At 72.8% G+C, this 17,678-nt stretch carries 17 protein-coding genes; 5 read left to right on the plus strand and 12 right to left on the minus strand.

All coding sequences use genetic code 11. The features are described from left to right. Positions 1-651, plus strand: coding sequence for a hypothetical protein (locus tag BMY74_RS14830; protein WP_089915968.1), 651 nt, complete (start codon positions 1-3; stop codon positions 649-651). On the opposite strand, the gene BMY74_RS14835 is transcribed toward BMY74_RS14830, so the two are convergent. Continuing rightward, the gene (locus tag BMY74_RS14835; RefSeq protein ID WP_089915972.1) at positions 583-1,398 is read right to left on the minus strand and encodes an ABC transporter permease subunit; all 816 of its coding nucleotides are present in this window, start codon (positions 1,396-1,398) and stop codon (positions 583-585) included. The genes BMY74_RS14830 and BMY74_RS14835 overlap by 69 nt on opposite strands. After that, complete coding sequence (locus tag BMY74_RS14840; protein WP_218159626.1) at positions 1,398-2,258, minus strand: ABC transporter ATP-binding protein; 861 nt, start codon at positions 2,256-2,258, stop codon at positions 1,398-1,400. The genes BMY74_RS14835 and BMY74_RS14840 overlap by 1 nt, the downstream gene beginning before the upstream one ends. A 99-nt stretch (positions 2,259-2,357) precedes the next feature. Here BMY74_RS14840 and BMY74_RS45715 point away from each other — a divergent pair, with 99 nt between their 5' ends. After that, complete coding sequence (locus BMY74_RS45715; RefSeq protein WP_218159627.1) at positions 2,358-3,407, plus strand: sensor histidine kinase; 1,050 nt, start codon at positions 2,358-2,360, stop codon at positions 3,405-3,407. Then, the gene (locus BMY74_RS14850) at positions 3,404-4,048 is read left to right on the plus strand and encodes a response regulator (RefSeq protein ID WP_089915979.1); all 645 of its coding nucleotides are present in this window, start codon (positions 3,404-3,406) and stop codon (positions 4,046-4,048) included. Before BMY74_RS45715 ends, BMY74_RS14850 begins: the two co-directional genes overlap by 4 nt. Here BMY74_RS14850 and BMY74_RS14855 read toward each other — a convergent pair. After that, positions 4,034-4,654: a DJ-1/PfpI family protein gene (locus BMY74_RS14855; protein ID WP_089915982.1), complete on the minus strand. Its 621-nt coding sequence runs from the start codon at positions 4,652-4,654 to the stop codon at positions 4,034-4,036. The genes BMY74_RS14850 and BMY74_RS14855 overlap by 15 nt on opposite strands. Further along, positions 4,654-5,589, minus strand: coding sequence for a GlxA family transcriptional regulator (locus BMY74_RS14860; protein ID WP_245786128.1), 936 nt, complete (start codon positions 5,587-5,589; stop codon positions 4,654-4,656). The genes BMY74_RS14855 and BMY74_RS14860 overlap by 1 nt, the downstream gene beginning before the upstream one ends. Positions 5,590-5,697: 108 nt before the next feature. Here BMY74_RS14860 and BMY74_RS14865 point away from each other — a divergent pair, with 108 nt between their 5' ends. After that, complete coding sequence (locus tag BMY74_RS14865; protein WP_089915988.1) at positions 5,698-6,702, plus strand: GDSL-type esterase/lipase family protein; 1,005 nt, start codon at positions 5,698-5,700, stop codon at positions 6,700-6,702. Positions 6,703-6,775: 73 nt separating this feature from the next. Here BMY74_RS14865 and BMY74_RS14870 read toward each other — a convergent pair whose 3' ends face one another. From BMY74_RS14870 to BMY74_RS14885, 4 genes are all read right to left on the minus strand, one after another. Continuing rightward, complete coding sequence (locus BMY74_RS14870; RefSeq protein WP_218159628.1) at positions 6,776-7,582, minus strand: carboxylesterase family protein; 807 nt, start codon at positions 7,580-7,582, stop codon at positions 6,776-6,778. A 38-nt stretch (positions 7,583-7,620) separates the two neighbouring features. Next, positions 7,621-9,966, minus strand: coding sequence for a hypothetical protein (locus BMY74_RS45050; RefSeq protein ID WP_177229752.1), 2,346 nt, complete (start codon positions 9,964-9,966; stop codon positions 7,621-7,623). 191 nt (positions 9,967-10,157) lie between these two features. After that, complete coding sequence (locus BMY74_RS14880; RefSeq protein WP_143091573.1) at positions 10,158-10,847, minus strand: hypothetical protein; 690 nt, start codon at positions 10,845-10,847, stop codon at positions 10,158-10,160. After that, positions 10,844-11,212: a YchJ family protein gene (locus BMY74_RS14885; protein ID WP_089915994.1), complete on the minus strand. Its 369-nt coding sequence runs from the start codon at positions 11,210-11,212 to the stop codon at positions 10,844-10,846. The genes BMY74_RS14880 and BMY74_RS14885 overlap by 4 nt, the downstream gene beginning before the upstream one ends. 95 nt (positions 11,213-11,307) lie before the next feature. Here BMY74_RS14885 and BMY74_RS14890 point away from each other — a divergent pair, with 95 nt between their 5' ends. After that, on the plus strand, positions 11,308-11,859 hold the full coding sequence (locus BMY74_RS14890) for a DivIVA domain-containing protein (RefSeq protein WP_089915997.1): 552 nt from the start codon (positions 11,308-11,310) through the stop codon (positions 11,857-11,859). A 52-nt stretch (positions 11,860-11,911) separates the two neighbouring features. Here BMY74_RS14890 and BMY74_RS14895 read toward each other — a convergent pair whose 3' ends face one another. The 4 genes from BMY74_RS14895 to BMY74_RS14910 all read right to left on the minus strand — a co-directional run bounded on the left by BMY74_RS14895 (position 11,912) and on the right by BMY74_RS14910 (position 17,593). Continuing rightward, positions 11,912-12,937, minus strand: coding sequence for an SDR family oxidoreductase (locus BMY74_RS14895; protein ID WP_089915999.1), 1,026 nt, complete (start codon positions 12,935-12,937; stop codon positions 11,912-11,914). A 36-nt stretch (positions 12,938-12,973) separates the two neighbouring features. Beyond that, positions 12,974-13,873, minus strand: coding sequence for an SAM-dependent methyltransferase (locus BMY74_RS14900; protein ID WP_245786129.1), 900 nt, complete (start codon positions 13,871-13,873; stop codon positions 12,974-12,976). Between the two features lie 280 nt (positions 13,874-14,153). After that, the gene (locus BMY74_RS14905) at positions 14,154-16,367 is read right to left on the minus strand and encodes an alpha-N-acetylglucosaminidase (protein WP_245786130.1); all 2,214 of its coding nucleotides are present in this window, start codon (positions 16,365-16,367) and stop codon (positions 14,154-14,156) included. Continuing rightward, positions 16,364-17,593: an MFS transporter gene (locus BMY74_RS14910; RefSeq protein ID WP_089916001.1), complete on the minus strand. Its 1,230-nt coding sequence runs from the start codon at positions 17,591-17,593 to the stop codon at positions 16,364-16,366. Before BMY74_RS14910 ends, BMY74_RS14905 begins: the two co-directional genes overlap by 4 nt. Between the last annotated feature and the right edge of the window lie 85 nt (positions 17,594-17,678).

Here is a 17,678-nt window from a genome sequence, read left to right on the forward strand (position 1 = left end):
GTGAGCGCGGGCAGCGACGTGGGCGGTGCGGGCGGTGGGCCGAGCGGCGTGTGGTCGGGTGGTGCCGACCCGAGCGGCGCGCAGTCAGGCAGTGCGGACCCGAGCGGCGCGCGGTCGGGCGGTGCCGACCCGAGCAGCGCGCGAGCCAGCGGTGCGGACCCGAGCGGCGCGCAGTCAGGCAGTGCCGACCCGACCGCCGTGCCCGCGGAAACGCCAAGCCGCTCCACCACCACCACCACCACCACCCTCGTGGCGCGGTTCGCCCTCGGCGCCGCCGGCACGGCCATCGGCGCCTGGGGCGCCTGGCTCCTCCTCCCCCAGGTCACCCTCGAACTCCTGCTGTGGCTGGGCGGCGGCGTGGTCCTGCACGACTTCCTGATCGCCCCGCTCGTGGGCCTCACCGGCCTGCTCGTCCGACGCCCGTCCATCGGCATCGGGCTGGTCGTCACGGGCGTGCTCACCCTCGTCGCGGTCCCGTTGCTGTGGCGGGAGCACAGCGGGCCGGTCAACCCCGGGCTGCACGACCGCGACTACCCCACCGGCGTCGCGGTCGTGCTGGCCCTCGTCTGGGCCGCGGTGGTCCTATACGAGGTCGCGGCGCACCTTCAGAAGCGTCGCCGCGCCCACGAAGACCACCGCGTAGCCGACTAGGAACAGGGCCGCCGTGGTGCCGCTCAGATCGGTGAGCACACCCGGCGCGCCCGCTCCGCCCACGGCTCCGGCGAGGTTGCCCGCGGAGCCGCCCGGCAGGACCTTCGTCAGCGACTCGACCGGGCCGAGCAGGGAACCGACGCCGCGCAGCAGGTTCTCCGTCACGATCGCCCACATCAGGCCGAGACCCACGGCGAGCGCGGGGCCCCTGGTGACGACGCCGAGGAACACGCCGAAGCCGGTCCACATGGCGGCGATCAGCACTGCCGCGCCCAACGCTTTGAAGACGCCGAGGCCCGGCAGGCTCCAGTCCCAGCCCTCCAGGGACGCGACCGTGATGGCCGCGCCGAGGTCCACCACGAACGTCAGTCCGACCAGGACCAGCACGATGATCCCCAGGGCTCCCAGCGTGCCGGCCATGGCGGAGACGCGGCGCGGCCCCGCGGTCAGGGTCGTCTTCCAGGTGCCCCAGCCGTAGCCGCTGCCCACCGCGAGGGCCGCCAGCACCAGGACGATGGCACCGCCGAACATCGGCAGGCCGCGCACGACGGCCGCGCCGACGTTCTCCGGCTGCATCGAGCTGATCAGCTGCTGCTGCGAGAGGTCGGCCCTGTTGGTGCCGCCGTTGAGCGCCAGGTGGTTGAACACGTAGCCGAACGTCAGCGTCATCACCAGCCAGACGCCGATCAGCACCCAGGTCGCCGGCCACTTCCACAGCCGCAGCAGCTCCGCCTTCACGCTGCCCATCACGCCGCTCCCGTCATCTCGAAGAAGACCTCTTCCAGCGTCCTGCGCAGCGGCCGGACCTCCCGCACGTCCACGTCGGCCGCCACCAGCACCCGCACCAGGGCGCCCGCGTCCGTCTCGCGCACGTGCAGCACGTCGCCGTGGACGGTGCTGCCCTCGATCAGCACCTGCGCCTTCTCGATCGGGTCGGCGCGGATCAGCAGCACGCTGTCGCCGCGCAGCTGCTCGACCGTGCTCTCGGCGACGAGGCGGCCCTGCGCGATCACGCCGACCCGGTCGCAGATCTCCTCGACCTCACCGAGCAGGTGGCTCGACAGCAGCACCGTCTGGCCCTGGGCCGCGAGCGCGCGCACCAGGTCGCGCATGTCGGCCATGCCCGCGGGGTCGAGGCCGTTGGTCGGCTCGTCGAGGACCAGCAGCTCCGGCCGGCCGAGCAACGCGGCGGCGACGCCGAGGCGTTGCTTCATGCCGAGCGAGTACCGGCGGAACTTCTCGCCGGCCGCCGCCACGAGGTCGACCTGCTCCAGCGCGGCCTCGACCTGCGTCCTGCCGACGCCCCGGCGGTGCGCGTGCACGCGCAGGTTGTCGCGGCCGGACAGGTACGGGTAGAAGCCGGGGCCCTCGATCAGCGACCCCACCCGGAGCAACGCCTTGGGCGCGCCCGGTGCCTCTCCCAGCACGGACGCGGTGCCGCTGGTCGGCTTCACGAGCCCCAGCAGCATGCGGATCGTGGTCGTCTTGCCCGCGCCGTTCGGACCGAGGAACCCGTAGACCTCGCCCCGCCGCACGGACAGACTGACCTCGTCCACCACGGCGCGGTCGCCGTAGCGCTTCGTCAGCTTCTCCGTCGTCACGATCATGGGACCGATCGTGGTCGCGGGACGACGCGCGGACGTCCGCCCCGGAGCGTCATGAAGATACGCACATCTGCGTACGCCCGCGGTCGTATGGTCGGCACCATGCGGATCACCTGGCAGGACGTCGCCGTGGCGGCGGCCCTGCTCGTCTTCGGCCTCGGCGGGACGAGGTTCGCCGCGCGCCTGCAGGGCGCGGAGAGCCTCGACGTGCTCGCCTACCTGCTCATCACGCTGGCGGCGGCGGGCCTGCTGTTCCGCTCGGTCCGTCCGCTGTGGACGGTCGGGGTCACGGTCGTCGCCATCTCCGCCTACCTGGCGCAGGGGTATCCGTTCGGGCCGATCCTGGTCAGCGGTGTCGCGGCGATGTACGCGGTGGCCGTGTACGCGCGCATCGAGATCGCGGCGGCCAGTGCGATCGTCTACGCCCTGGCGATCCTGCCGTGGTGGAACGACTCGACCACCTCGTGGATCACCTGGTCCGCGGGCTGGATCCTGCTGCCGGCCGCGGCGGGCGTGCTGATGAGGCTGCGGCGGAAGTCCGTTGTGGACGTTCGCGAACGGGTCGTGATCTCCGAACGCCTCAGGCTCGCCCAGGAGGTCCACGACGTCGTCGGTCACGGCCTGAGCGTGATCGCCATGCAGGCCGGGGTCGCGCTGTACGTGCTGGACCGGGATCCCGCGAAGGCGCGTGCCTCGCTCGAGGCCATCCGCGACACGGCGAAGGAGGCGCTGGACGGCCTGCGGTCCGAACTGGACACGTTGCGCGGCTCGGCGCCCCTGACCCCGGCGATCACCCTCGCGGACCTCCCGGCGCTGGCGTCGCGGATGCGCGAGGCGGGACTGGAGGTGTCGGTCGAGGTCGAGGACGTCGACCTGCCCGCGGGACACCAGCTCGCCGTCTACCGGATCGTGCAGGAGTCGCTGACCAACGTCCTGCGCCACGCCTCTCCCGGCGTCACGGCGTCCGTGCGCGTCTACACCGTGCGCGGTGACGTCGTGGCGCACGTGAGCGACACCGGCACGCCCACCGCGTTCACCGAGGGCCACGGCATCACCGGCATGCGGTCGCGGGCGGAGGCGCTCGGCGGCACGCTCGACGCCGGCGGAGCGCACGGTTTCTCGGTGATCGCCCGGATACCGTTGCCGTCATGATTCGCGTGGTGGTGGCGGACGACCAGCCGCTGGTCCGCATGGGGCTGCGAACGTTGATCGAGACCGAGGACGGCGTCCAGCTCGCCGGGGAGGCCGCCGACGGGCGCGAGGCGCTGGCGCTGATCCGGTCCACCAAACCCGACGTGGTGTTCCTCGACATCCGCATGCCGCTGATGGACGGCCTGGAGGTGCTGCGCCGGGTCAGCGCGGACCCCGCGTGCGCCGACGTCCGGGTCGTGATGCTCACGACGTTCGACCTCGACGAGTACGTGTTCGAGGCACTGCGCACCGGCGCGTCGGGGTTCCTGGTGAAGGACTCCGATCCCGCAGACCTGCTGCGCGCCGTGCACGTGGTGGCCGACGGCGGATCGCTGCTCTCGCCGTCCGTCACGCGCCGGGTGATCGACCGGTTCGCGTCCGGCGCGTCGGCGAGGCCGGTGCCGCACCTCGACAGGCTGACCGAGCGCGAGCGGGAGATCATGCGGCACGTGGCGTCCGGCGCGTCCAACGACGAGATCGCGGCGGTGCTGGTGATCTCGCCCGCGACGGTGCGCACGCACGTGTCGCGGGCGATGGTGAAGCTGGGCGCACGCGATCGCGCCCAGCTCGTCGTGTTCGCCGTGCAGTCAGGCCTGACGTGAGTCGAACGCGCCCTTGAGCCCCGCCGCGATCTCGGGCGGGATCGAGTCGTAGGACCGCGGCGGCTGCGGGTCGTATTCGATGCCGACCTGCACGGCCTGCGCGACCACCTCGCCGAACTCGGCCTCGACCAGCCGCAACGCCATGTCGATGCCCGCCGACACGCCCGCGCCGCTGACGACCTTGCCGTCGAACACGACCCGGTCGGTCGAGACCTCGACGCCGCGGACCTCCAGGTCCTCCCGCGCGGCCCAGTGCGTCGTGGCCTTCGAGACCAGACCGGCCTCGGCGAGCAGCGTCGACCCCGTGCACACCGACGTCGTCCACTTCGTCGTCGGGTGGACCTCCCGCAGCCACTCGACGAGCGCGCCGGAGTCCCGCAGCACCTCCCGCCAGTGCCCGGAACCCGGCACCACCACGACGTCGGTCGACTTCAGCGAGTCGAACGTGTCCGTCGGCGTCACGACGAGCCCGTTGTCGGACCTCACCGGGTCGAGCGTCGCGGCGACGAACCGCGCGGTGACCACCGGGACGCTGGCGATCACCTCGTACGGGCCGACGAAGTCGAGCGCCGTCATGTTCGGGTAGAGCACGAACGTGGCTTCCATCAGGCGACTCCGGTCGTCCGGAAACGGGCGCGGTAGCTGCCCGGCGACACGCCGAGCACGCGCAGGAAGGCCCTCCGCAGGGTCTCGGCCGAGCCGAACCCCGACTGGCGGGCCACGAGGTCGAGCGGGTCGCCGGTGCTCGCCAGCCGGTCGGCGGCGGCCTCGACGCGGGCCCGTTCGACGTACTGCGCGGGCGAGATGCCCGTGCTGCGCGAGAAGACGCGGGCGAAGTGCCGCACGCTCATCATCGCCTTGCGCGCCATGACCGGCACCGTCCACTCGCGCGTCGGGTCGGCGTGGATGTCGTCCAGCAACGCGCGCAGCGAGCCGTCCCGCACCGGTTTGGAGCGCGTGTGCACGCTGAACTGCGACTGGCCGCCCGACCGTTGCAGGAACACCACCAGGTACTGCGCGATCTTGCGGGCGAGCGCCGGGCCGTGGTCCTGCTCGACCATGGCGAGCGCGAGGTCGATGCCCGCCGTCACCCCTGCGGACGTGGACACCTCCCCGTCGCACACGAAGATCGCGTCCGGCTCGACCTCGACGCCGCGGTTCTCGAGCTCACCGGTGAACGCCCAGTGCGTGGTCGCCTTCTTGCCCTGCAACAACCCCGCGCTCGCGAGCACGACCGAGCCGGTGCAGACGCCCGCGACCCGGCGTGACCGGAGCGCGAGCCGCCGCAGGTTGCTCGTGAGCACCGCGTCGGACGCGGCCTCGTCGTAACCCCAGCCCCCGACCACGAGCAGCGTGTCGATCGGACGGTCGAGCGTGCGCAGGTCGGCCCCTGCCTCGACGCGCACCCCCGCCGTCGCGGTGAACGGTCCTCCCCCGAGCGTGGCGACGGTGACCTCGTACCGCGGCTCGCCGTGGTTGGCCGCCTGGAACACCTCGATCGGCCCCGCCAGGTCGAGCAAGGCCGTGCGCTCGTACCCCACCACCACTACTTCCCTCGAATTCCCCACACCTCCACTTTCCTCACCGTCGCGTGAGGCGGCAACGCCATATCCCCCTCGCATTCGGCCACCCCCGTAAACTGGGGCGCGATGCGCAAAGTGCTCTTCCTCGCGGCGATCGGCCTGCTCACGATCGTGCTGGTCGTGAGCGACCACGTGTTCCCGCCACCCTCGGCTCCGGACAGGGAGACCAGGACCGCGGTCGTGGCGCTCGGCGACAGCACGATGTCCGGTGAGGGCGCGGGCAGCTACGAGCCGGGGACCGACGGCGAGGCCGGCGGCAACTGGTGCCACCGCTCCCGCGAGGCCGAGATTGTGAAGACCTCGTTCGAGGCCGACCAGAAGATCAACCTGGCGTGCTCGGGCGCGAACTCGGAGAAGCTGCGCAACGAGCAGCTCCCCCGGCTGCGCGAGATCGCCGGGCAGAACCAGGTCACCGCGATCGTCGTGGCCATCGGCGCGAACGACGACCCGCGCTTCTCCGAGATCCTCAACAAGTGCTTCGAGGCGTGGGGCAAGCGCAGCGACTGCACGTCGTCCGTGGCGCCGGAGTGGACCAAGCGCGTGCGGCGGATGGTGCCGAAGGTCGAGAACACGCTGAACGCCATCCGCCAGACCATGCGCGACTCCGGCTACCTCGACTCCTCCTACCAGCTGGTCGTGCAGTCGTACGCGGCGCCGGTGTCGCCGAAGATGCCCCAGTCGCTGCAGAACCTGTCCGGCTGCCCGCTGCGCACGGGCGACTTGAAGTGGGTCGTCGAGGAGGCCGTGCCGGAGCTGTCGAACGGCCTGCGCGCCGCCGCCGGGAAGGTGAACGCGCGGTTCCTGGACCTCGCGCGGGCCGGTGAGGGTCACGAGGCCTGTGTAGGAGGCGACGACCCGTCCACGGAGTGGTTCACCCGGCTGTCGGTCGACTGGGACGGCCTCAGGGACGAGCGGCGCGCCTCGCACGCATTGCAGGAGTCGTTCCACCCGAACGAGCGCGGGCACGAGCAGATCGGGCGGTGCCTGACCGAGTTCCTGGCGTCGGCGAAGAGGGACGGGGCGTGCGTGCCGCGGTTGGACGGCACGCTGGGGCTGACGACCGAGGGGTGACGCGTCGCGGCTGGGCGGGACGCTCGGGCCCACGACCGAAGGCCAGCGCCTCGCACCAGCCCACCGGCGAGAACTACACCCAGCGCTTCACTTCGTCCCGCGGCCAGCCCGGATCACCCGTGCGCGCGAACTCCGCCCACGCCCGCGCGATGTCGCCGCGGAACATGTCCGGCACGTCCGCACCGTGGTGAGCGGGCGCGCGGCAGTAGACCGACCGGAACGCGCGCCCGTGCTCGTCGGCCAGCCGCGTGGTCGGCTCCTGGAACAGCTCGGCGTCCTCATCCGCCGTGTGGCACACCATCAGGTCCACGTCGTACGGGCCTTCCAGCGGACTGCGCGGCAGCGAGTCGCCGTCCACGATCGGTTGGTACAGCACGACTTGCGGGTCGGCGACCCGCTGGACCTCGACGGCCTCGTCCGGCGTGAAGAACCTCCCGGCGAGGCTGTGCACGACCGCCCGGTGGAACAGTCCCCTGGCCGACGGCATGACCATCAGGCTCGCGACGGTCTGCGCGCCGGACGACTGCCCCGCCACGGTGACGTTCGCGGGGTCTCCGCCGTAGCGGGCGATGTTGCGCCGGATCCAGCGCAGCGCCGACACGACGTCGAGCAGCCCTCGGTTGTGCGGAAAGCCTTCCAGCGCACCGTATCCGTCGAACGCGAGCCGGTAGTTGCAGCTGACGAAGACGATCCCGAGCGAGGCGAGGTGGTCTCCCGCGTACTCCGGCTGGGACGACGAGCCGACGGTGTTCGCGCCCCCGTGGACCCACAGCAGGACCGGCGCGCCCGGCTCCACCGCGGACCAGACGTTCAGCGTGTGCGCGTCGCCGAACGCGCCCGCCGGTTCGCCGTCGCGGTCCACCGGTGGGTGGAGCCGCAACGGGCCGACGGGCGGTTCCGCGTACGGGATGCCGAGGTTCAGGCCGTCACCTGGTGCGAGACCGGCAGCACGCGCAGGTTCGCCGCCGCCCGTTCCAGCTGGGAGAGCACGCTCGGCCGCAGGCCCGCGATCTCCTGGTCCGCCGCCGGTCCGGCCATCTCCTGCAGCAGCACCTGCTGCGGGTGGTCGCCCTCGGCGTCGGCCACGGCCAGCACGCGGAACGGCGTGCCGGGCGCGAAGAGCACGCGTTCCTCGGTCGCCACGGCGACGCGGTCGGCCACCTCGACCCGGCGGCCGGTGACCGACCAGATCAGGTACTCCGTGACGCCCTCGATGCGCTGGGACGGGTTCGCGACGGCGTCCAGCAGGCCGTGGTCGACCAGGACGTCGCCGCTGCGGTAGCGGCGCGGGCCGGTCGGGCCGTTGACGCCCCACACCGCCGCCACGCCGCTGTGCACGGGCAGGCGGTTGAGGCCCGAGACGATGCACGCGACGTACGGGCGCAGCCGGCCCAGGCGTCCCATGCGGAGCGTCTCGACGACCATGTCCTCGTCCTGCGACACGCACGCCAGCAACGCCGTGAGGTCGGTGACCATCGCCTCGAACGCGGCCGGGTCCTCCTCCGCGTCCGGGCGCTGGGAGAGCAGGCGCACGACCGTCGCCGCGTGCGCGCCGTAGCGTTCGCCGAGCGCACGCCGGACGGTGTCGCGTTCCGCGTCCGAACTGCTGTGGTCCCGGGAGACCGTCTCGCGCTCGCCGTTGTCCTCCGGCGGGATCTCCCACATCGCGAGCGGCTGCAGCGGCAGCGGGCCGTCGACGCGGAACCTGATCGGGGTGGAGTCCGGGTCGTCCGACGGGAACGCGGCCTCGTCCGGGTCGTCCAGCGCGTGCGACGTCACGGCCGCCATCGCCGGACCGGCGCTCATGCTCGCGTACGCGGGCCGTTCCGCCTCGGACTCGACGGGCGTGGCGGGGGTGAAGAACCCGGTGCCGCCGTCCGCGGAGTCGCGCTTCGCGTGCGCGGCCCCGCTCAGGGCCGAGACGATCTGCGCCGAGGGGGTCGGGACGGGCTCGCTCACCGGAGGGGGCGGCGGCGGTGCCGTCACCTTGGAGTCGCAGAACACCAGCCGCAGCAACTTGCGCACCTCGGGCTCGAGGCGTTCCACGAGAGCAGCGCCGTGCACCGCGACCGCACCGGGCGTGGTGCGCCCAGGCGTGCCCACGGTCAGACGTGCCCACTCCGGGTCCAACGGCTGTGTGCGCACCTCGGCCGCGTTGTACGGCTCGTCCTGCTCACGCACCCACAGACCGGAGGGCACGACCTCGAGCACGACACCGTCGCCGAGCGCGAACACGCCGGGCGAGACCTCGTTCAGGCCCTGCACCGGCGTGCGGTAACCCGACACGACGGGCACGGACTCGTTGGGCACGCACAGCACCTCGGTGACGAACGGGCGCCACGTCTGCTGCCCGCGCGGGTCCACCGCGATCACCGCGGGCCCGCCGCCGCGCACGCTGCCCACCGGCAGACCGGTGAACATCGCGATCGGCTCGCCGATCTGGTCGGCGACGCGGCTGACGATGCCCGCGTCGACGCCGTACGGGACGAGCCGCACGCGCGAGCGGGCCGCCTGGGGCAGCGCCGTCAGCAGGCGGCACACCTCGTCGATCGGGATCGACGACTGGCCGGGCCCGCCGACGACGACCGTCAGCACGTTGTCGCGGCACGGCAGCGCCACGATCGGCCGCGAGTCCTGGGAGGCCGGGTCGAACGGCGGGTTCTGCGCGCGCAGCCACAGGCCCGACGGGATGGGCTCGGAGATGCCGATCTCGCCGGTGGGCCACGGCGAGTTGGGGTCCATCGCCTCCCACTGCGGCACCGGGAAGCGGCGGCCGAACGGCATCGGGGACGCGTTCGGCTGGAACTTCACCCAGCTGCCGTAGCCCTGGGTACCCACGACGAACGCGGCACCGGGCACCGTGGTGAGCACGCCGTCCGGCGCGACGACCTCGGCCTGCAGCTGCTCGGAGAGCCACTGCGCGGGAGCGGTCGGCCGCATCGACCCGGCGTGCGAGACCGCGAGCCGGACGGGCCCGCGACCGTGCAGCGCCGTGACGACGTGCGGCCAGAAGGTGCTCTGGTCCCCGCCCGGGAAGTCGACGACGACCACGGTCCGGCCGGCGTCGGCCGGGAGCGCGCGGGCGAGGCCCTGGGCACCTTGGCTCGGGCCCTCGGGAGCGGAGACGACGAGCGTCGCCCCGACGAGGTTGGCCGCGAACGGCTGCCTCTGGGGTACCGGCTCCGGCTGCGGCGTCGCGGCCGGGGGCTGCTCGACGGGGTACGGATCCAGGTCCTGGTCCGGCGCGCTCGTGATGGTCTGCACGCCGAAACTGCTCTGGCCAGGGTTCTGGGTCTGTGTTTGCTGGTCGCCATGGGCGGCGGCACGTCGGCCCATCAAGCGCCTGATCACCTCCGTGCCATCCCGGTCACTCGCCCTTTCGGTGTAATCGGGCAACGATCGTGCACGCTATCAAGACGCGCTGCGTAACCGTTACCCAGTCGGGTTATTTGATCTCATCCGATCGAGACCCACACCGCCCGCGCTCGTCCGCACACACCGTGAGGACCGACGATCGCGGACGCGGAGTAGGCCTTGCGCCCTTCCCTGCCAAGTTCCCACGCCAGCAGCACGTGGTCCACGCCCAGTTCCACGGGTTGCTCCACCTGAGCGACGAACGTGCCGAGCACGAACGCCGGACCGCCGTCGGGCGCGACGGGTTGCGCGGACGGGCAGTCGAGCGCGGCCCACACGACCTCGGGCAGCACGGTGGTCCCGTCGTGCGGCAGCACCTCGGACGGCCGCCACACGCCGGCCCACTCGGCGCGGCCGTCGAGCGGCCCGAGCAGCGCGCCGATGCCGTCCTCCCTGGCCGGACCGCAGCCGAAGCACGTCGGGAACGGGTGCCGGTCGCGCCACGGCACCTTCGCGGACGCCTTGAGCGCCTCGTCGAGCGTCGGCGCGGCGGGAACGTCGAGGTCGAGCGCTGCCGGCTCGGCCGAGGCGATCACGGTCTCGCCGTCGAGCAGCTGTCCGTCGCGGACCTGCAGCTCGCGGTCGAGCGGGATCGGCTTGCGCAGCCGGACGCTCACGGCGGACGCGTCGACGTGCGCGGCGAGCAGACCGGCCGAGTAGCCTCCGTTGCCCGAGCCGGGAGGCCCGTTGAACCTGCTCGCGACCGTCACGGTGGCAGTCCCGGGCGTCATTCGACGCCCTCCGCGTACACCCACTGGCCGTTCTCCCTGATGAACTTGCTCCGCTCGTGCACGACGCCCCCGACGTAGTGCGCCCGGAACTCGACGACGCCTTCGTTCTGGAGCATTCCGCCGTTCTCGGTGGCCAGGACCTCGAGCTTCAGCCACCGGTCGGTCGAGTCGATCCCGGCGCTCGACGGGCGGTGCCGGGAGGCCCACGTGCGCAGCAGGTAGTCCTCATCGGACACCGCGAAAGCGCTGTAGCGGGACCGCATCAGCTGCTCGGCCGTCGCCGCCTTGCGGGCTCCGGAGTGCAGCGCACCACAGCAGTCCACATAGGACTGCCCGGTGCCACAGGGGCACAGTTTGTTCGTCACGCCGACATTGTGCCTGGTGAACCCGTTAGAACCGATGCCGCGCCCCGTACGTACCCCTTGGCAAGACTGACTCGCGGGAGGCAGAGGAGACGGCAGTGAGTGTCGACGGCAGGACCGAGCTCGTACCGCTACGCACCTGGTTCGGGCTCCGATGGCGCGGCTACGACCGCGACGAGGTGGACGACTACGTGGCCGAGCTGGAGGCCGAGCTCCGCCTGGTCACGGCCGACCGCAACGCCTCGGAGGCCCGCGCGGACGCCCTGGCCAGCAGACTCAGCTCGGTCCAGGAGGAGAACGCCGCCCTGCAGGACGGCCTGCACCGCATCTGCCTCACCCCGATCGACCTCAAGGGCCTCCCGGAACGCCTGGCCCGCATGGTCGCCCTCGCGGAGGAGGAACGCCGGGAGGTCATCAGGGACGCCCAGCTCAAGGCGTTGATGATCGTGGGCGAGGCCGAGCAGCGCGCCCGTCAGCTGGACGAGGAGGCGGCCGCGAAGCGCGAGGGGATCCGCGAGGACTTCCGCCTCGCCATGTCGGCCCGCCGCGCCGAGGCGATGCGGGCGCTGGCCGAGCTGCGCAACGTCGCCCGCGACGAGGCGGAACGCATCGTCGCGGAGGCGAAGATCCAGAACCTGCACATCGAATAGCCCTCGGGGGTGCGCTGGGCGGGAGTTCGCCCAGCGCACCGCACCCGCGGTGTCAGCGCGACCGCCTCGGCACCTGGTTCCGCGCGCCCCGCGGCGTCACGAACCCCTCCGCGATCAGGCTGTCGGCGGTGTCCACGACGGTCTCGCGCAGCGGTCGCATCGCCCACCCCAGCTCCGCCCGCGCCTTGGCCGACGTGACGAGTTCCCTGCGGTCCAGCAGGCTCAAAACCACCCGCAGAGGCGACGCGAACCGGGCCGCGAACCGCACCACGCCGCTCGGGATCGTGCTCGTCGAAACCCGGAAGCCCCGGCCGTTGTACTCGTCGGCGAGGAGCCGGGCGAGCTCGGGCATCCACGTCTCGCCGCCGGCGAGGATGTAGCGCTGCCCGGCGGCCCGCGGTGACTCGAGGGCCAGGCGGTGGCCCACAGCGAGGTCGCGGACGTCGACGACCGCCAGCGCCATGCGCAGCGGTGCGGGGATCTCGCGCGTCATCAGGCGGCGCACGACCTCGACCGTCTTGCTGGTCGCGGCGCCGTCCAGCGGGCCGAGCACCGAGCCGGGGTTGACCACGACCAGCTCGACGCGCCGCGGCGACTCCGCCACGAAGTCCCACGCGGCGCGTTCGGCCAGGGTCTTGCTCTTGGCGTAGGCGGCGCAGTGGTCGAGGTCGGACCAGTCGGCTTCCGTGTGCACCCTCGGGTCCGCACGGTCCGGGCGGATGCGGATCGCCGCGATCGACGACGTCAGCACCACCCGTTTCACCGTGCCCGACGCCTCGGCGGCGCGCAGCACCCTCAGCGTGCCGTCGACGGCGGGGCGGATCAGGTCGTTCTCGTCAGCGGGTTCGCTGGAGGGGAACGGCGACGCCACGTGCATCACGTGGTCGCAGCCGGCCACCGCCTCCGCCCAGCCGTCGTCCGACTCGAGGTCGGCCCGGACCACCTCGACGCCCTCGGCGAGTGCGGCGGTGGCGGAACGGACCGTCGCTCGCACCGCGTAGCCGTGGGCCTGCAGTTCGCGGGTGACGTGGCGGGCGATGAAGCCGGTGCCACCCGTCACGAGGACGCGTTGGGGCATTTCGGTGCTCCGGAAGTGTGATGGGCACGCGCCCGGTCAGGGCTCGTGTCGACGATGTCCTCGTACCGCCTGGGGCTTGGACCCGAGCACCCAGCGGGACATCCGGATCGGGTCGTCGACGGACGGGTCGGGACCGCGGCCGTAGCGCGCGGTGTAGTCGGCGACCGGCCGTTCGTCGATCTCCCACCCGGCCGCCCTCAGCGCACCCGCCGAGTCGGGACGGGCGCCGTCGTCGAGCAGGCTCGGCAGGTGCGAGCCGATGGCGTCCCCCGTGCCCGAGTACAGCTCGTGGTCGCGGAACTCCGGGGACTCCTGCCCGAGCACGACCTCGTAGCCGAGGTGGCTGCCGGGCGCGGACAACCGGTCGACCAGGCCGAGCACCCGTTCCTCCACGGCGCGCGGCAGGTAGGGCAGCACCCCTTCGGCGATCCAGGTCGTCGGCAGGGCGGGTGAGAAGCCGGCGTCGAGCAGGGCGACGTCCCACGCGTCGGCGAGGTCGACGACCAACCGGTCGCAGCGCACGTCCCCGCTCACGCCGACCGCGTCGAGGACCTCGGTCTTGAACGCGAGCACGTCCGCGCGGTCGATCTCGAACACCCGCACCGCGTCCGGCAGGCCGAGCCGCAGGACGCGGGTGTCGAGCCCGGCGCCGAGGAGCACGACCTGAGGGGTCGCCGCAGTCCGCACAGCGTCGTCGAAAACCCTTGTGCGCAAAGCGCAGTAGGCACCCAGACGGCCCCACACGGGATGCGCGTCGCCGCCCTCGACGTCCTCGATGCGGGTGGGCATCGCGACCCCGGAACGCGCGTGCCGGACGAAGTGCTCGGCGTACTCGTCCCGGACGAGCCCGTCCGGGCGACGGGTCTCGATCGCCCTCATGGCGGTGATCATGAGGGCGGTGGTGCTCACGCCCTCGGCCAGCACGGCATCGGTCACGACGGTTCCTCCGATCGGGAGCGCGCGCGGGCGTCGCGCGATGAACGCGACGCCCGACTCAGCCGTTTCGCCAGGTGTGGCAACGGTTTCCAGCACCGAGTCCTCTGTGGAGCGCTCGCAAGATCGACACTAGCGCCGCCCGCCACGCGGGTCAAGACCGAACGTTCTATCTCACAGCCGGGCGGTCGCGATGGCCGCGAGCAGTCCGCAGAACCCCCTGCGGGCACCCGAGGAGCTGCTCCTCCCCCGTGCCCATGACCTCGGCGCTCCCCCGGTGCGGTCACGGCCTGGCGATGCGCACGGCCAGGTCGAGCACCGCGGCCGCCGCCGTCCTCGGGTCACCGCTCGGCCGGTGCGGGTAGGTGGTGCCCGCCCGGTTCCACCGGTCGGCGTGGACGTACCAGTCGACCGGTGTGGTCGCGCCGCCGGTGAGGGTCAGCCGCACCTCGCCGAGCCAGAGCACCCAGCGGGAGCGGTAGTAGTCGCCCACCAGACCGGCCCAGGACCGGGTCGCGTACTCGGCCAGGACGGTCGAGTCCTCGTGACCCCAGGACGTGAGGAGCCGCTTGGCCTCCTCGGCGAGGTGGTCCCGCTCGTCGTCATCGCTGCCCCACGCGCGGGCGTCGGCGACCCACTTGCCCAGCAGGAAGTGCTCGTCGGTGGCGAGGACGGCGTCCTGCGCGTCGACCAGGTCGAGCAGTTGCCGCGCGGCGGCGTCGTAGGCCTCCAGGTCGCGTGCCCGTGCGGCGGCCGCGACCTTGCGCAGCGCGGTCCTGGCCACGTCTTCCGCGACCTGGCGGGCGAGGTCGACGAGGTCGTGGGCGAGGCCCGGCGTGTCGAGCCGTCCGGCGGTGCCGAGCAACGCCCGCAGCGCCGGGAACAGGGCGTCGCCCGGGTACCCGAGGGCGCGGGGGCCGAGCAGACTGGCCTGGTTCGCGTCCAGGCTCGGCACGGCCGCGATGACGGAGTCGGTGACGGCGTACTGCGACGAGTTCTCGGACATGGCGCTCTCGAGGTCGCCCAGGGCCGCGGCGAGTTCGGGCACGCCCTCGACCTCTCCCGCGTCGACGGGGAGGCCGGCGAGCGCCCTCAGGGTCTCGGCGGGGATCCCGCCCTTCCCGTCGTGCCGCCAAGGCCCGTAGGCGGTGCGCAGGAGGATCCGCCACGCCTCGTCGGCGCTCGCGTCCGCCGCGCCGTACCGCGACGCCGTCCACTCCCCCAGCCACCTGTCCAGGTCGACGGGCCCGTCCGCCCAGGTGAGGTCGTGGAAGAGGTCCCACAGGACGGGGTTGTTCGCGACGCCCTCCGCCATGTCGGTGATCCCGGTGAGGCCGGGCAGGCGCCGGTCGCCGCTCCAGTGCTGCGGGAGGGAGGCCACGTCCGCGAGGTCGCCGTACAGGCCGGTGCGGCCGCCGTAGTTGGGCAGCACGCCCAGCACCCACTCCGGGCCGCCGAACCCGTCCTCGCGGTGGTCCTCGCCGGTGAGGTCGAGGACGACGACGCGCTCGCCGGCGACCGCGTCGAGCAGTTCGCGGCGGGGGTTTCCGGCCCAGGCCTGCACGACCCAGGTGGAGTCCGGGTCGGCGGCCGTCATCGCCCGCCGCACCCCGCGGGCCGCGTCGCCGAGGTCGGTGCCCCCGGTGCTGCCGCCCTCGTGGACCAGGTCGACCGCCCACGCCCCGGTCGCGCCGAACGCGGCTCGTTGCTCGGCGTAGAAGATCTCCGCCACCTCGGCGTAGGCGTCGGTCGTGGTGTCGAGCCAGTCCGGCCGCACCGGGCCGACGACGTCCTTGAACCAGCGCCCCTGCGGGACCGTGCGGGCGCCGGGCCGGTGGGTGGTGAAGCCGGGCGGGACGGTGCCGCTGAAGCCCGGCAGGATCGGGACGACGTCGAGCTCCCGCATCCGTTCGACCACCCTGCGGGCCAGCGCCGCGCGGCCGTCGACGAGCGTCCTGCTGGTGCCGCGGCCGAAGTTCTGGATGTTGTTGAGCCACAGCCACGGCTGGTGCGACGGCGGCCCGAGCCACCGCAGCAGTTCCTCCTCGGCGTACCCGCACCGGAGGAAGGTGGTGAGGTACACCAGTTCCTGGCCGAGCGTCAGGTGCGCGGCGGTGATCCCGGAGGCCGCCAGCAGGTCGATCTCGTGCTCCCACTGCTCCCAGTCGTAGAACGGGGTCGTGTACCCGGCGACGGTGAGGTTGTAGGCGACGCGGCGGCGGACGGTCGCGTCACCCGAGACCTCCGCGCCCTCCGGCAGGGGGCGGTCGACCGGCCGGGTGCCGATGCGCGAGACGTGCCCGACGCCGGTCCTGCGCGCGAACGCGGCGTACCCGGCGACGGCGGCACCGGCACCGGACGCCGTGACCGTCAGGACTCCCCCGGCCGACCGGACCCGGAAGCCGTCCTCGACGTCCACGCCGGCGCGGACCCGGACGGCGTCCTCCGGCAACCCGCTGAGCCTGCGGATCGCGGCCACGGCGGCGTTCTCGTTCACTTGTCCTCCCAACGCCCGGACACGGCCTGCGGGCGAACGCGCAGGACCGCGAAGGAACCGATCAGTGCGATGGCGCCGCCCACGAGGAACAGCGCCGGGTACCCGCCGAGCGTCGTGACCGCGAGCGACGCGACGAACGGGGCGACGACCTGGGGCGCGGTCAGCGCGATGTGGAACACGCCGAGGTCCCGCCCCACGTCGCCGGCCTTCGGCAGCACGAGCGTCGCCAGGGCCAGATCCACCCCGAGGTAGAGGCCGAGCGCGAACCCGCTCAGCGCGGTGCTGACCAGGAACGCGGACCACGTCGGCCACAGCAGCGGCACGAACAGCGCGGCGGACAGCAGCACCGACGACACGAACACGAAGCCGCGGTGCCGTCCGACCCGGTCGACCAGCGGACCGGCGATCGCGGTGCCCACCGTCACGAACACGAGGCTGAGGGTCAGCGAGGTGGCTACACCGTCGGCGGCCGTCGTGCCCGCAGGGGGTTCGATGAAGTCCTGCAACAGGTACAGGGTGAACCCGTTGATCATGTTGTAGCCGAGGTAGAGCACGGCGCGGGAGACGAAGACCCAGCGGTAGTCGCGGAAGCGCAGGCTGCCGAACATCCGCCGCAGTTCGCCACGCGTGCCGCGGGGGTCGTGCCGCGCCTCCCGCACGAGCCACGCCGAGAGCGCGGAGGCGAGGGCGAACGCCACGGCCAGCACCGCGTACCCGAGCAGCGCGGAGTCCACGAAGAGCGCGCCGAGCTGCACGCCGACGACGCTGCCGACCGGCAGGCCCAGGCCCTGCACGGTGCTGGCGAGACCGTGCCGGTGCGGCGGGATCCGGTCGGGGATCGTCGCCAGCACGACGTTGAGGCCGACGTTCACGGTGCCCTGCACCAGGAACCAACCGGCGAGCAGCCCGGCGACCGAACCGGAGACGCCGAGCACCAGCAGCGAGGCGGCCGTCGCGAGCCCGCCGAAGAGGATCCACGGCGTCCGCCGCCCCCACCGGCTCCGGGTGCGGTCGGACAGCAGCCCCACCACCGGCGGGACGGCGAGCGAGGCGATCGCGCTGACACCCGTGACCAGGGCCAGCGCCGACGGGGCCGCGTCGCCCGCGGCGAGCCGGACCTGGGTCGGCAGCAGGACCGACAGCACACCGCCGATCGCCGCGTAGCCGGCCACGTTGATCAGGAACATCGAGGTCAGCACCGGCCAGATGCGGGCTGTTCTGGTCATCGCGCGAAAACCGCCTTGCGGGGAGGAGCGTCGAGCGGGGGCGTGCGGCGGTCCATCGAGACCGAACGTTCTATCGCTCGACCAT

It is taken from the genome of Lentzea albida, from assembly GCF_900111005.1.
Taxonomy (GTDB): Bacteria; Actinomycetota; Actinomycetes; order Mycobacteriales; family Pseudonocardiaceae; genus Lentzea; species Lentzea albida.